Source organism: Levilactobacillus suantsaii (assembly GCF_014069315.1).
GTDB lineage: Bacteria > Bacillota > Bacilli > Lactobacillales > Lactobacillaceae > Levilactobacillus > Levilactobacillus suantsaii.
Genome location: NZ_CP059603.1, coordinates 205,511 through 220,181, shown reverse-complemented (window position 1 = coordinate 220,181; position 14,671 = coordinate 205,511). Strand labels below are relative to the sequence as shown.

Genomic DNA, 14,671 nt, shown 5'->3' with positions numbered 1-14,671 from the left:
CCAGTTAAACCAATCTCAGCACCCCATTACGGCTTCATCAGAGCCGCCATAGCAACGCGTTAAACTATGGTCGAGGCTCTAATTACAATCACATCTTGAAGGGTAAGATCTTCGTAAAAAATACAATAGCCTGATTAATATCGGGAACGACAAAACCGGTGTGGTCAAGGGTCCCTTGAAAAATTGATGATGGCATACCCCTTTAGATTACCGTAAGTGCGCTTAAGTGGGTGACCGGATTAGTGGCTGTTACGATCTTGCCGAATTGGTAAGATGACGGTAGCCAAAGTAGAACTGAACTAATGCCAGGATGACGTTCACCCAAATTAAGACTTGGAACCAAGTGCTTAATCCACTAACCGGAGTAGCACCGTAGAATGCCCAGAAGCCCCAAATAACGGCAACAACATTAATCCAAGCAAACGTTTTTTGCTTGCTTTGTTGGTCGAGAACGAACCACATCCAGATGACATTAATAATGAACCAAATTGCTAAAATCCAAAAACTCCAAGCAAACATTATCATGACCTCTATTCTCTCTATAAATTTGAAAGGAATTATGCCGGCTTTCCTAACCTCTAAAGCATACCCTGTTTCGTTTATAAATCCCACCATCAAAATAAGTTTAATTGTCAGATTTCGAACAAAAGCCTTGCTGACTGTTCGAAAGGCAACAATTAAGCTGCAATTAATTTGTGGTATGCTAGACCTATCTTAAATTGAGGAGTTCGTTAACGTATTCATTATGACAAAAGACGTGCGAAAAATAAAAACTGAACGTGATATTCAAACCGCTTTTTTAGAGTTGCTCACGACACGACCGTTTACTAAGGTTACCGTGAGTGATATTTGTCAAAAGTCACTCACCAGTCGTTCAACCTTTTACAGTCACTACCTTGATAAGTATGACTTATTGGACCGAATTGTGACTTACTATCAGACAATGTTGGTCCAGCAATTAGATCAGAATTTTAACCAGATGGTTGCCGGTGATTTAGAGTCTTTGATTCATAAGGTCATCATCGCAATGGCACCGCATCGCCGGGCGATTCAGATTCTTTTTACGGTTCATGAACCTCACGTTGATTTAAAGGAAAGCTTTCGCCAGCTACTACATACCGAATGGCGCCACTATATTCAAAAACAAGGTCCCATTCATGAGGTCCCAGTTGAGCTAATTGCCGATATGGGGACCAGTATGCATATGACGTTAATCGAATGGGTCATCACTCATGGCACCGATTCGCTACCAGCCGTGATTGAATCGATTAGTATCATTCGTAAAGCAATCTTATTACAAATCGACGAGTCGCAACCGTCCCCATAAGGCGACTCACGCCACCTAGTTTTGATCAGCTGGCTATGGTTAAGTGGCAGGGACCAGCGTGAAGGCCCGTTATAATCAGGTCACTGATTTCGCTGAGTGAATTGGTCGGGGCGTTGCCGAGAAAAAGACTATTTCGCTAAAAACGGCGTCGCCACTTGTTACTGCCTGACTACGTGTTAATCGTTCGGATGAGCGATGAATATGAAGCGGATTGGTGGTGAAATGTAGCGTAAAATTAGCAGTTGAAGGGGTATCTTATAATTTTTGAAATAAAAACAACCCGCTAAGATGACTGATTGAAGCCAATCTTACCGGGTTATTTTTTATGTCAGGGGTGCGCATCCAATTGTGCCCATCGCTCCTGCAACTGTTCAACTAGTGGCATCACCCGCTGCCGGTTACGGCTGAGAAAGCAGGCGTAGAATCGTTGGTGGGCGACTTTGTCGGTTAACGGTTTGAGCAAGCGGTCGTTAGGCAAGTGCTGGCCCCACTCATCGTTAAGATTAGTGAGGTTGGTGGTGAAGAAGGGGAGACGAGAATAATTTAAAATCTCACTGTATTCTTGGGATTGATCCTGATAAATCAGCTTGGCCGCCGGAATCTGGTCGTGATAAATCGTTTGCCAAAAGCCGATATTCTGCGGACTCAACAACGTTTGCCCCCTTAAGTCCTGAAAGGTCAACGTTGGCTGGTTCGCGAGCGGACTATCAGCGGGCAAATTGACCGCCATCTTTTCGGTCCCCAGGTACACGGATGTAATATCGAAGGCCTTCAAAGGATGATTGATCAACACGCATGTCACCTGTTCGTCGGTGAGGCTTTCGGCGACGTTTGCAACCAAAAAGTCGGCTTGAATCTGGACGTTAGTCGGGGCCAAGGACCGCAGGACAATCAACGGCCCGGGGGCGTTGGCCGCCACAGTTAGAGTGGCTTGATTTTGGCTGAAACGTTGGACGCGGGTGACGAAGTTGGCGTTGTTGTTCAGCACCTTTTTAGCTTCGCGCGCGGCGTATTTACCGGTCTCGGAGAGGTAGAGCTTATTCGGCTGACGAATAAAAAGCGCGACGCCTAAATCGGTTTCCAGTTTTTGCATGGAATGAGAAATTGCCGGCTGGGTGAGCCCTAATTTTTGGGCCGTCTTGGCCAAGGTCCCCACTTGGGCGTAAGTCGCCAGAACCGCCAGCAAATGGTAATCAATCATGGCTGACACCTCCTACCTTAAATTGAATTTATACTAGCATGCCTAAACGTCAATTTTCAAGCAAGACGAGAGCGCCTATAATATAAAATGTTAAGAAAGGAAGGCGTGCAAGATGAAAATTGTTATGTTAACGGGGAGTCCCCACAATCCCGGGACTTCTAAGCAGTTGGCTGACGCCTTTGAAGCGGGCGCTAAGGAAGCTGGTCATTCAGTTTACCGGTATGATGCGGGTCTGCAAGGGACGGACCAACCGCACTTCTTACAACTTGAAAAGGCGTCGGGGATGGAAGTCGGGATTCCGGATAATGATCCGGTGGAAAACGACGTCCTGCCGCACCTATTGAAGGCCGATGTGGTGGTGTTGGTTTCGTCACTGTACTACTTCGGGATTAACGCTCAGCTCAAAGCGGTGATTGACCGCTTTTGCGATTATAATCATGAGTTGAAGGGAAAAAAGTCCGTCGTTTTAGTGACTGGCTACGGTAGTCAAGACGACCTCGGGGCCATCAAGCTCCAACTGCAAAAGCTTCAAAAATACATGCGCTGGCCAAGTCTTGGCGACATTTATGCCGACGATTCGTGGAACCAACGCAAACTGGCCGTGTATGTGCAACAAGCCCACGACCTGGGTCAGTCCATCAAATAACCCAATTAACAGCATTGAAGAGAGGAGCCCATTATGGCGAACACACTAGTCCTTTACTTTTCAGCAACGCAGACGACGAAACGCATCGCCGAACAGATTGCGCAACAATTAGGCGCTGATCTGCACGAGTTACACGCGCAACAACCCTACACGACAGCTGATTTGAATTGGCATGATCCAGACTCCCGGACATCGAAGGAACAACACGAACACGCTAGCCGGGTCGCCATTCAAGACGATCTACCAGACCTCGCGGGTTACCAGAACATTTTGCTGGGTCATCCCATCTGGTGGGGGATTCCACCGCGTTTGATTACGGACACCATCGATCACTTAGACTTAAATGGTAAGCAATTCGCCGGTTTTGCGACGTCGGGTGGGACCGGTTATGGCCGGTCACAACGTAATATCGAGCGGACCATCGCGGATAACCACTACACCGCCACGGTCCATCCAGGCGCGGTCCTGATGAACGATCGGCAAATCAAGCAGTGGCTGAAAGAATTAGATTTGGCCTAACCAAATAGAGTCAGTAGAATTGAAACGCATCATCTGACGGTCTCGTCTCAGGTCACTGGGACGGGGCCGTTTTTTGGCGTGTTGGCAAGCTGAGTGCTATGGAACGTTACTTTTCGCCACCAAAAGTCTCAGAGCGGGTTACTTTTAAACACCAATTATACTTTTGCCACCATTGTAATCGCTTTCTTAGATGCTAAGATAATAAGTAGGCATGAGAAACTGCGAGCAATGAGTGGGAACTGATTGGAAGACCACGAAAGGAGCAGTCAGCATGACTGATGAGTTTAGAAAGGTGGCGTTAGTACCGCCAAAAGGCTGGAACAGCTGGGATAGTTACGGGGCTTCCGTGCGTGAAGACGAAGTGAAACGCAACGCGGCGTACATGAGTCGTTATTTGCGTTCAGCCGGTTGGGAGTACGTAACGGTCGATATCCAGTGGTATGAACCCACGGCCAATTCGTCCAAGTATCACAATTTTGCTCCGCTGGTGATGGATCAGTATTCACGTCTATTACCCGACCCGAAGCGGTTCCCCTCGGCGGCGAATGGTCAAGGTTTTAAGCCGTTAGCGGATTACGTCCATGGATTGGGTTTGAAATTTGGCATTCATATCATGCGGGGGATTCCCCGCCAAGCGGTACATCAGGCCACGGCTTTGAAGGGTACGACTAAAACGGCTCGTGATATTGCCTTAAACAACATTTGTCCTTGGAACGCGGACATGTACGGAGTCAACGTAGCGTTGCCAGAAGGTCAGGGATACTACAATTCATTAATGGATCTTTATGCGTCGTGGGGAGTGGATTTCATCAAATGCGATGATATCGCCAACTCCGTGATTTACGGCGGGACCCATAAGGCGGAAGTTACAGCCTTACGCAAAGCCATTGACCAGTGTGGTCGGCCGATGGTGTTGTCGTTGTCACCCGGACCAGCGCCCGTGGTGAACGGGGCATTTTTTCAACACACGGCCAACATGTGGCGCATTACGGATGATTTCTGGGATGAGTGGTCGTTACTGTTGAACATGTTTGACCGGGCCGAAGAATGGCCAAGTCTGTCGCGTCCGGGAAACTGGCCTGATTGTGATATGTTGCCGCTGGGGCACATTGGGCTACGGTCAGTAGATGGCCCTGGGGGTGACCGTCAGACTCGCTTTACCAAGGCTGAACAGAAAACCATGATGACACTGTGGTGTTTGATGCAGTCACCATTGATCATGGGCGGTGAGTTGCCAGACTTGGATGAATGGACCACGAGTCTACTGACTAATCCCGACCTGTTGGCCATGGATGACCAACTTACCGAAAAGTACCAGGTGACCCGGACCGACCAAGTGATTGTTTGGCGGGGGATTAGTGCCATGCACCAGTATTTTGCCATTTTTAATATTTCAAATCAGGCATTGTCTTTGTCCTCGGCGGCAGTTAAACGGTGGGAGGTTCCAACCACTGGTTACGATATTTGGCAACAACGGCCCGTGACCTTAGAGAGCGGTAGTGTGCAGATTCCGCAGCACGATGTGTTCTTATTACGGATTGATTAAAGTTACTAAAAATCCTGGTAATGGCAAAACGGTAAGTTCAGCCAGTTATCAGGATTTTTGAGTCGCATTGATTAAACGATCAACTATGGTAGCGCCAGTAAAGTGACACCGCAAAACAACTTGTGGCCACCAGGATAATGCTAGTCAGCAAAACAGTGTCCCAAGGTGTTGGCAGAATGTAGGTGACGCCAATGGGAGACAAGGATGTAACGAGAATGGCAGCCACTCCTAGTAGGAAAATCAGCCCCATGAGAATGACTGGGAGATGCCGATGGAAAAATGAATGTGCGTTCTGGTAGGTCGTGCGATGGAGCAGTTTGAACGCTACGCCGATGACGATGAGTTCAACGATTGGCACCCCCACAAAGGCTAGCAGATTCAGCTGCAGGCCTTGGGGCGTTTTCTGGCTACTGAGGAGTAAGGAGAACCAACTAATGCCGATAATTAGGGCGACGAATCCAGCCAGGTCACGGAGCTTAGCGCGCCATTGTGGTTGCGGAAATTGGCGGAGAATTTCGTCGGCCATGCTTTGCGGGTCGTGGCCGAACCATTCCGCAGCGTTTAGGCCGTCTTGATTGGCGTTGAGTAGGTCCTGGAGCATGGCCAATAATTGGGCGTTGATTGGGGCGTTGCTATAAAAAACGGTTGCGGTATTGAGGTAGACTTGTAAGTCATCGATGTATTTGCGGTCCGCCGGTGACAGCTGGCGTTTAAGCTGATTAATGGTGGTTAAATCACGGTTGGGGTTCGTCATGGGTTAATGCCTCCGTTAGAATTTGATCAACGTTGCCTTTTAATTGCGTCCATTGCTGGCTGAATTCCGTTAACGTTTGGGTCCCCTGGGGCGTTAATCGATAGTATTTCCGATTAGGCCCAGCAGGGGAAGGCTTGGTGCGACTGGCGAGGTCACCGTTGCGTTCGAGCTTGACCAGCAGGGGGTACAGAGTCCCCCCAACGATGGTGGTGAACCCACGGTGTTTCAACGCTTGCATCAGGTCGTAGCCGTAAACTTCTTTTTGCGCAATAATGGCCAGAACGCAGCCTTCTAAGACGCCCTTGATGAGCTGGGTCTGTTTCATGTTGTCACCTCTTGCTAGGTTGTTTTACAACATAGCTAGTATAGAGGGCGGCTGCTAGGTTGTCAAACATTCTAGTTGCTAGGGACTAAATTAAGCTGACTTAACTCTTTTCAGTAGAATTTAAGCGTGAGGCAGAAAAAGATGACGTTTTTTCGGAAATATCCTTAGTCAAAACAACTGCCTGGTTGTATAATACGATATATCGTATTTATTGACGAGGTGAAGACATGAAGATTCCAGAGTTATTAATTGAACATAATACCTCGGCGAAGACCATTGCGGCGCACCAAGCAATTCCTTATACGACGTTACAATCCGCGTATAAGCGTCCCTTGGAAACTTGGTCGGTGGCGGTTTTAATTGCCACGGCTAAAGAAATTGGAGTAGGAGTGGAGCATTTGATTACACTTTTGGATATTTCCGATCCACTATCCCCATTTATTAAATGGGTAGGGGGTAAGCGCCAATTACTCCACAGCTTGAACTCGTTAATGCCAACGACGTTTAACCGTTACTACGAACCGTTTATTGGCGGGGGGGCCTTTTTCCTGAATTTAGCGCCTAAACGAGCGGTAATTAATGATTTCAATCCGGAATTGGTGAACACTTGGCAAGTTGTCCAAGAGTCGCCCAAAACGCTGTTGGAAATTTTACAGGTTCATCAGGCCAAAAATAGTAAAGACTACTACTTGGATTTACGAAGTGCCGACCGGGATGGCCGATTAGAAAAGATGTCTCCGGTAGAGCGAGCCGCTCGCTTTATTTATATGAATAAAACGGGTTTCAACGGTCTCTGGCGGGTCAACCAGCGAGGACAGAATAACGTGCCTTATGGCCGGTATAAGAACCCTAAAATCTGTGATGAACGCATTCTATTAGCAGCGGATTATTTAGCAAATAATGATGTTCAAATTCTGTGCGGCGATTATCGGCAGGCCATAGTCACAGCTAGTGAGGGTGATTTGGTTTATTTTGATCCACCGTATATTCCAGTGACGTTATCATCGTCGTTTACGTCGTATACGAAGGATGGCTTTGGCTTACAACAACAGACTGAATTACGAGATACGTTTGTGGACCTGACGAGTCGAGGCGTGAAAGTAATGCTGTCTAATTCAGATGTGCCATTAATTCAAGACTTGTACGGGACCATTCCGGGAGTGACCGTGCACCATGTCCAAGCACGCCGAGCTATCAATTCAGTTGGGTCTAAGCGGGGCAACGTTGTTGAGGTTATTATCACTAATTATTAACAATGCTTTTAAAGCAGACTTAAGTCGTGGCTGTTTAATTATGGCCAGTCTTAAGCCTTTTTTGTGCATCACGAGTTTGGCCAAATTAAACCTGTTTGTTGGGCAACGGACATGGTAATCTAATAGTAGAAAAAGTCGGTTTAACTTGAGGGGGCCATAGAGGTGGGGAAAAAGTTTAAATTACACTATGCATTGGAGTCGTATAACAAACGCAATAACAAGCCCAGTTATGCTTGGGAAATCTTGTTAAGAAATATGACATTGTTAATGAAATTGAAACGCACGGGTATTACGACATTAAGACGGATTAAATGATGCGCAATAATGAGGTTATTCAGCTTTGGCAACGGGACCATGCTGGGGTGTCGATTCCGGATAATCGAAATATTTTAAAGTTTGATTTTTCGGCCGATTTACCGAATATCTTTAAGGGTTATCGCCTGCAGATTATGCCGCTAGGAGGGAACACTTACCGAATTGCACCGTTTCAAATGTACCATCAATTGAAGAATGAAGATGTGCCGGTCATTCCCATGGCTAGTCCCTTTAAAATTGCGAGTTTGGATTTTAATCACGTCACCACGGAACCTAATGCTCAGACAGTTGCTGAAGTAACGGGGATGTTGGCTTACGTCTTTCATGATTTAAACCCGGCTAATCGGATGGTTGTGAGCACATTGAGTGGTAAAAATAACATTCGCAACATTAAATTTAACGTTCAGAATGTGCTGGATAAGCAACCTATCACATTTGATATCGAAACCTGGCAGGCGGAAATTGATGGTGTCTACGAGTCCGAAGAATCTATCTTAATTATTGAAAGCAAGATGAAATTTCCTAAAGACTTTAATATCCGGCAGTTATTTATTCCGCGGCTATTGATTGAACAGATTATGACCAAACTGCAGCAACGTAAGGACGTTTACGCGGGTTACTTCGTAAAGACGAAAGACATCTATATTTTCACGATTTATAAATTTACCGATTTGATGGATATGAATTCAATCAAGTTACAACGCCAGTATAAATTTAGCCTGCCAGATGATCCGACGCATGTGTTTACCATTGAAGGCCCCAAGCGACAAGCCACACCTTTGAAAAGTGTGGCGGATATTCAGGACTTTATCGAAGAGATTTCGGTCCAGCAAGATTATCCGCGTTATTCTAATGGCGCTATCATTAGTTTTCCGCAGGCCAATAATTTACAAATTGCGTTGGATTATTTGGAGCTGTTAGATGGACCGGCATCGTACACGACCATCAATGATGAGAGCGTACCGCGAGTAGGCGCGGAAGCTTTTGTGGACGCCTTTAAGTACGATCGCCGCCAGTACAATTATTATCTTAATTGGCTGGGATACTTAGGCTTTGTGGACCGAGAAGCGAAAACGGGGCGACCAGTGGTGACAACTGCCGGTCGTAATCTGAGAGAAGCAAACTTGAATCAGCGTAACCGCATACTCATTTACGCAATGGCACAACATTTAAGTTCACGGGAGACGTTACACCGTCTTTTGAACCAGCAGAAAGTGACTAACGATTACTTAATCCAAGTTATCCAGCAGGAGATGCAGAACGTTCCGGCTAGAAGCCGAATAACAAAGTCAACCTTGCCAAGGCGAATTTCTAGTGTGAAATCGATGTGCAAGCAGGTCTTGGCGCAGATGCAGGTTTTTGATAGGTCGTAGTTAAAAGGAGAGCGGCTAAAATTAGTTGTTCTCCTTTTAAGTTGTCGCGTTTAGGGTTAATTCCACCCGGAGTGACTCATCACCAGTTTCCCGGTCTTCAGATTCACAAAGGCAATTTTACTGTTGAACGCGGCCTCCACATATTCCGATAAGAACGCGGCATATGTCCCGTGTAGCTTTTTAAACATTGGCATCTTAATTTCACGGCGAATCGTGGGATTCTTCTGAATACCAAAGAATTGGTTCCAAACAATGTGATCCGTTTCCTTCTTGGAGATACGTAACTTCCTTTGTTTATACTTCAAATGGTATTTTTTACGCATCTGGCGAATGGAGTACTTCGAATGATATTTGTGGCCATGATACCTGATGGTCGCGGCCTGAGCAGTCGTTGTTGGCAGGAGATTAATGGCATTACTGTCATTCCATAGCGTACCGGTCAATAAAGAGGTAACGATGACGGCTACGGTAACTGACTTTTTCATGGTTTAGCTCGGCTCCTAATAAGAAGTTTTATGAAATACCAGCCTCAAATAAACAACTAAACGATAAGTAGATAGCTCAATATAAAAGAAACTCTGCTTGTCTGGCTACAGTCTAGCACGCCGGAATCGGGAAGCAAGTAAGAGGTGTTCAACGTTAACACCAGCATATGATTTATCTGGCTTGGATAGGTTTTAAGCGAGTAACAAAATAGACTCATGACTTTGACTTACCCACCCATTAATATGTGCTCCACCCATCCCCGCCAAGTCACCTTACCAATCGCATCCCCGTCCAAGCACGATTCCCGCCATCACTCCCCAAAGGCGGTACGATAGTCACCCAAAGCGAGATGAGAAGCATGTTAATTAACGGAGTGAGCCGCGGGGGACGCTTACTGATTTTGGTCCTCGACAGCCTGTTGTTGATGGGAATCTATTGGTCGCAGTTAGCATATCACCGGCTTTCGATCATCTGGGTGATTGCCGCGATGGTCGCGTATCTGGGGCTCTTGGCGTTGACCTTCTTGGGAGAACGGGTCTTGCTCACCCAACACGTCGCTCAATTGACGGTGGACTTGGGCCTCTTCTTTGGCCTGTACGCGTTACTTCTCCTAAGTTTTCCCCAGGCGTTTCGGACGGGGTTGGGTGGGGGACCGGCGCTGCTGTTCTCCGTCGTTGGTCTGCCGCTCCCTTACGTGCCGCGCAACGGTTGGGTCGGCGTCCGAGTTCCCTGGACCATGACGTCGCCGTTGATCTGGCACAAGACGAATTTGTTGGCGGCGCGCTTCATGGTGCCCTTCGGTGGTGTGCTGCTCCTAGCCAATCTGGTGGGAGCGTCCCTCCTGATGTTAGTGGTGGGTACCGGACTACTGGTCGTGACCGTGGGGGGCTACTCGTATTGGTTGACGCATTAACAGCAGGCCCCGGTCCTAGTTACCGGGGCTTTTTGCGACGATTGGGAGGATTATTTTCCCACCCATGACCACACATTGCCCAGCTTGACCCCACAAATCATTACCGGTTAATCAATCGGAAGTGTATTATAGAGTTGTGAACAATTAAATATTTTATACCAGAAAGGGATGCGACGTCATGGCAACTATCTATGATTTTCAAGAAACCGAAATGAGCGGGCAACCAATCAACTTTGCCGATTACAAGGGCAAGGTGCTCCTCATCGTCAACACGGCCAGCAAATGTGGGTTAGCGCCCCAGCTAACCGGGATTGAGGACCTGTACAAGCGGTATCATGACCAGGGGCTAGAGGTCTTGGGGTTACCGTCGAACCAGTTTCACCAAGAGCTCGACTCCGACGCAGCAACGAACGACTTTTGTCAGATGCACTATGGGGTGACCTTTCCCATGACGCGCAAGGTGCGGGTCAACGGTAACGACGAGGACCCACTCTTTACCTATCTGAAGGCCACTGCGGGGCACGGTCGAATTAAGTGGAATTTTACGAAATTTTTGATTGGGCGCGACGGGCAGTTGATTAGCCGTTATGCCCCAACCACCACGCCGGAGAAGTTCGAAGCGGCCATCGTGGCGGCGTTACGTGCTGAACCATCGACAGCAAAATCCGCACAATAACCGTAAAAAATGATATCATTGGGAACGTTACGTTTCTGATGGTATTTTTTTGTTTGGGGCCGTGCTGATTGGTGGGCCACCGCGCGATGCCGCTCGAAACGTGATGGAACACTTATATCGAAAAAAGAAAGTTGAGGATATATGGAAAATCAGCATCTGGAACGTAAACTAAAACGCCGCCATGTTCAGATGATTGCCCTGGGTGGGGCCATCGGAACGGGACTGTTTCTGGGGTCCGGGACGGCGATTCGCCAAGCGGGGCCTTCAATCTTACTAGCTTACGCTATCGGGGGATTCTTCTGTTACCTGATGATGCGGGCGCTTGGGGAACTTCTGTTATCGAACACGAACCTTCATTCATTTTTGGAATTTATTCAACAATACCTGGGTAAAAAATTTGAGTTTGCGATTGGGTGGACCTACTGGCTGTGCTGGATAAGTTTGGCCATGGCCGATTTGACCGCGAGTGGGATTTACATTCGTTATTGGTTACCGTGGTTGCCCCAGTGGGTGACGCCGTTGATCATCATCGTGTTGTTGCTGGCCTTCAACCTATTATCGGTCAGTGTCTTCGGGGAATTGGAATACTGGTTCTCGATGATCAAGGTGGTCGCCATCGTGGCCCTTATCCTAACCGGATTGGTTCTGCTAGGGTCATCGGCCAATGTCGGCGGCCACGCGGTCACCGTGACCAACCTGGTCAACTACGGTGGCTTCTTCCCCAAGGGGATTGGTGGCTTTCTGATGTCGTTTTCGTTGGTCATCTTTGCGTTTACCGGGATCGAAATGGTTGGCATCACGGCGGGTGAGGCGGAGAACCCCACCACGGAATTGCCGCGCGCCATTAACAGTTTACCGATTCGAATCTCGGTCTTCTACGTCGGCGCCTTGTTCGTTATCATGGCGATTTACCCCTGGAACCAACTGTCGGCGAGTCAGTCGCCGTTCGTGCAAGTCTTTAGCGACGTGGGCATCAAGGCGGCGGCCAGCATCATCAACTTCGTGGTCCTGACCGCGGCGTTATCGGCCTGCAACAGTGCCATCTTCAGTACCAGCCGGACGCTATTCACCTTGGCGCACAACCGCAACGCCCCCAAGTGGATGGGGCAGATCAACCGTTACAGCGTGCCGTCGAATTCACTGATTTTTTCGTCATTGATCTTGCTGATCATCGTGGTGTTGAACTACGTGATTCCCAGCACCGTGTTCACGTTGATTTCCAACGTGGCAACCACCAACTTCATCATCGTGTGGTGTTCGCTCTTGGTTTGCCATCTGATTTACCGGCGGACCACCGACAACCGGCTCAATCCGTTTAAGATGCCGTTGTTCCCGTGGTCGAGTTGGGCCACGTTGGCGTTCTTTTTGGCCGTGACTATCATTTTATGCTTCGACCCAGTTAACCGCTGGGCGGTCATTGGCTCCGTGATTTGGCTGGTTGGCCTGTTAATCGTTGAGTCGTTTATTCGCCGCGAACAGGCGGACTGAAAACATGTAAATCGTTAACCCCTGAAAGGGGGCACCAAGCCTTGTAAACTCGTTAGAGCTTACAAGGCTTTTGTGTTGGCTGGGACGGACCGCACGCGGGGGGAAGTGTTGCAAATGCCCAGGGGATAACATTCTCGGCATGCCGCCGTTTATCGGCCCTTTCAGCAATGGTTTAGATCGGTAAGTAAATTTGCGATTTTACCGAAACATTCGCAAAGAAAGGGCTTCCATAAATGAAAGATGATGCTATACTTACATTTGTAAGCGGTTACGTAAACTTGAACGTGGCCGTTACTTACATAAATTGGTTGTTTCTAACAACAAACCAACTAAGGAAGTGATCATCCCGTTCGTTAAATCATTCAGGTGTTTCTATTTTGAGAAAGAAGGCTAGTATTATGCGTGTTGATGCATCAGGTCCAGAAGACAACGCTAACGCGGAATCTTCGGCGCGACGGAAAAACATGGTTCCGTGGACGGAGCGTTTTAGCTATTCATTATCCGACTTTGCCTGCAACTTGTCCTTTTCGTTAATCAGTACGTACCTTATGTTCTTTTACACCGACGTCTTTGGCATTGGCGCCGCAGCTGTCGGAACGTTGTTTCTGGTCGCCCGAATTGTTGATGCGTTCGATGGTCCTTTCTGGGGGATCATGATTGACCATACCCACACGCGGTGGGGCAAGAGCCGGCCGTATTGGCTCTGGTTCTCCATCCCATTTGCCGTGTTCAGTGTCCTGTGCTTCAGTGCACCGGATATGAGCATGGGCATGAAGATTGTCTGGGCTTACGTCACTTATATTGGGGTCGACATCCTGTATTCAGCGGTGAATATCCCGATTACGTCGATTTTGCCAAGCTTGACCAGTAACCCGCAAGAACGGGTCACCTTGTCAACCATCCGGCAATTCATGGGGACCTTAGGGGCCACCATCATTTCCGCGATTGCGTTGCCGATGGTTGCGTTCTTTGGTAAGGGCAGCACCACCTCGGCTCATGGCTGGTTCATGGTCGCTTTGATCATGGCCGTCATCGCCATGATCATCTTCTTCGTTGTGTTTGCGAACACGAAAGAACGGGTCCAAACGGTGCAATCTAAAAAGAGTATTCCAATCTTAACGTCGCTGAAGGCTTTGAAGAAGAACTGGCCATGGGTGATCGTGATCTTCATCAACTTCATCTACTGGTTAGGGATGCAGACCCGGTCACAAGTAACGGTCTACTTCTTCAAGTACAACATGCATGACGCTACGTTAGCCTCATTCATTTTGAGTTTACAGTTGGTTGCCTTGGCTGCGGTTGTCGTTACGCCGTGGACTTCCAAGAAAATTGGGAAGCGGAACACGATGCTCCTCGGCATGATTTTGGCCATTTTAGGTCAATTAATCTTGTGGGGTGGGTCCAAAGCCTTAAACGTGCCAACCATCACGATTGGGACCATCGTCGGTTACTTAGGAACTGGATTTGTTTCCGGGTTAATCGCCGTGATGTTAGCCGATTCTGTGGACTATGGTGAATGGAAGAACGGTGTCCGGGCCGAAGGAATCGTCACCTCCTTCTCAAGCTTCTCCGCGAAGTTTGGGATGGGCATTGGTGGTGCCGTCACCGGGATCATTCTCTCCGCCGGTGGTTACGTGGCTAACCATGTTCAGACCGCTGAAGCCTTACGGGCCATTGAAATGAACTATGTTTGGGTTCCAATCATTGGTTTCGGGTTATCCGCGATTGCCTTGTTGTTCTACAAGGTCGACAAGATCGAACCAAAGATGTTGGCGGACTTGGACGCAAAGCATGCTCGTGAAAACGCAGCGGCTAAAGATGCTGGAAATAACTAATAGAAAGGATGTTA

Annotated in this window: 15 protein-coding genes; 10 read left to right on the top strand and 5 right to left on the bottom strand. The window is 48.0% G+C overall.

The genetic code is table 11. The annotated features are described in order from the left end of the window. Positions 1-249: 249 nt before the first annotated feature. A complete protein-coding gene (locus H3M12_RS01070; RefSeq protein ID WP_129032425.1) occupies positions 250-519 on the bottom strand; it encodes a hypothetical protein in 270 nt (89 codons plus the stop codon). Positions 520-745: 226 nt separating this feature from the next. On the opposite strand from H3M12_RS01070, the gene H3M12_RS01065 reads away from it, so the two are divergent. Then, a complete protein-coding gene (locus H3M12_RS01065) occupies positions 746-1,327 on the top strand; it encodes a TetR/AcrR family transcriptional regulator (protein ID WP_129032426.1) in 582 nt (193 codons plus the stop codon). A gap of 328 nt (positions 1,328-1,655) precedes the next feature. Here H3M12_RS01065 and H3M12_RS01060 read toward each other — a convergent pair whose 3' ends face one another. Then, positions 1,656-2,528 carry a LysR family transcriptional regulator gene (locus H3M12_RS01060; RefSeq protein WP_182150799.1) on the bottom strand — a complete coding sequence of 291 codons (873 nt, stop codon included), beginning with the start codon at positions 2,526-2,528 and terminating at the stop codon, positions 1,656-1,658. A gap of 112 nt (positions 2,529-2,640) precedes the next feature. On the opposite strand from H3M12_RS01060, the gene H3M12_RS01055 reads away from it, so the two are divergent. From H3M12_RS01055 to H3M12_RS01045, 3 genes are all read left to right on the top strand, one after another. Continuing rightward, positions 2,641-3,174, top strand: a complete 534-nt coding sequence (locus tag H3M12_RS01055; RefSeq protein WP_129032428.1) for a flavodoxin family protein — start codon at positions 2,641-2,643, stop codon at positions 3,172-3,174. A 33-nt stretch (positions 3,175-3,207) separates the two neighbouring features. Next, the gene (locus tag H3M12_RS01050) at positions 3,208-3,693 is read left to right on the top strand and encodes a flavodoxin (RefSeq protein WP_129032429.1); all 486 of its coding nucleotides are present in this window, start codon (positions 3,208-3,210) and stop codon (positions 3,691-3,693) included. A gap of 271 nt (positions 3,694-3,964) precedes the next feature. Then, entirely contained in the window at positions 3,965-5,239 is a 1,275-nt protein-coding gene (locus tag H3M12_RS01045; protein WP_129032430.1) for a glycoside hydrolase family 27 protein, read from the top strand. Between the two features lie 79 nt (positions 5,240-5,318). Here the strand turns inward: H3M12_RS01045 and H3M12_RS01040 are convergent, their stop codons facing one another. Then, positions 5,319-5,993 carry a DUF1129 domain-containing protein gene (locus tag H3M12_RS01040; RefSeq protein WP_129032431.1) on the bottom strand — a complete coding sequence of 225 codons (675 nt, stop codon included), beginning with the start codon at positions 5,991-5,993 and terminating at the stop codon, positions 5,319-5,321. Next, positions 5,974-6,318, bottom strand: a complete 345-nt coding sequence (locus tag H3M12_RS01035) for a PadR family transcriptional regulator (RefSeq protein WP_129032432.1) — start codon at positions 6,316-6,318, stop codon at positions 5,974-5,976. The genes H3M12_RS01040 and H3M12_RS01035 overlap by 20 nt, the downstream gene beginning before the upstream one ends. Before the next feature lie 227 nt (positions 6,319-6,545). On the opposite strand from H3M12_RS01035, the gene H3M12_RS01030 reads away from it, so the two are divergent. Together H3M12_RS01030 and H3M12_RS01025 are read left to right on the top strand one after the other, a co-directional pair. Continuing rightward, positions 6,546-7,571: a DNA adenine methylase gene (locus H3M12_RS01030; protein WP_182150798.1), complete on the top strand. Its 1,026-nt coding sequence runs from the start codon at positions 6,546-6,548 to the stop codon at positions 7,569-7,571. A 311-nt stretch (positions 7,572-7,882) separates the two neighbouring features. Continuing rightward, positions 7,883-9,259: a type II restriction enzyme gene (locus H3M12_RS01025; RefSeq protein WP_233449196.1), complete on the top strand. Its 1,377-nt coding sequence runs from the start codon at positions 7,883-7,885 to the stop codon at positions 9,257-9,259. Positions 9,260-9,315: 56 nt separating this feature from the next. On the opposite strand, the gene H3M12_RS01020 is transcribed toward H3M12_RS01025, so the two are convergent. Further along, on the bottom strand, positions 9,316-9,744 hold the full coding sequence (locus H3M12_RS01020) for a hypothetical protein (protein ID WP_129032435.1): 429 nt from the start codon (positions 9,742-9,744) through the stop codon (positions 9,316-9,318). 359 nt (positions 9,745-10,103) lie between these two features. On the opposite strand from H3M12_RS01020, the gene H3M12_RS01015 reads away from it, so the two are divergent. The 4 genes from H3M12_RS01015 to H3M12_RS01000 all read left to right on the top strand — a co-directional run bounded on the left by H3M12_RS01015 (position 10,104) and on the right by H3M12_RS01000 (position 14,657). Continuing rightward, positions 10,104-10,658, top strand: a complete 555-nt coding sequence (locus H3M12_RS01015) for an SdpI family protein (protein ID WP_170954964.1) — start codon at positions 10,104-10,106, stop codon at positions 10,656-10,658. Between the two features lie 178 nt (positions 10,659-10,836). Beyond that, positions 10,837-11,334, top strand: coding sequence for a glutathione peroxidase (locus H3M12_RS01010; protein ID WP_129032437.1), 498 nt, complete (start codon positions 10,837-10,839; stop codon positions 11,332-11,334). 141 nt (positions 11,335-11,475) lie between these two features. Further along, the gene (locus tag H3M12_RS01005) at positions 11,476-12,822 is read left to right on the top strand and encodes an amino acid permease (protein WP_129032438.1); all 1,347 of its coding nucleotides are present in this window, start codon (positions 11,476-11,478) and stop codon (positions 12,820-12,822) included. A 464-nt stretch (positions 12,823-13,286) separates the two neighbouring features. After that, positions 13,287-14,657, top strand: coding sequence for an MFS transporter (locus H3M12_RS01000; RefSeq protein WP_225423512.1), 1,371 nt, complete (start codon positions 13,287-13,289; stop codon positions 14,655-14,657). Positions 14,658-14,671: the final 14 nt, after the last annotated feature.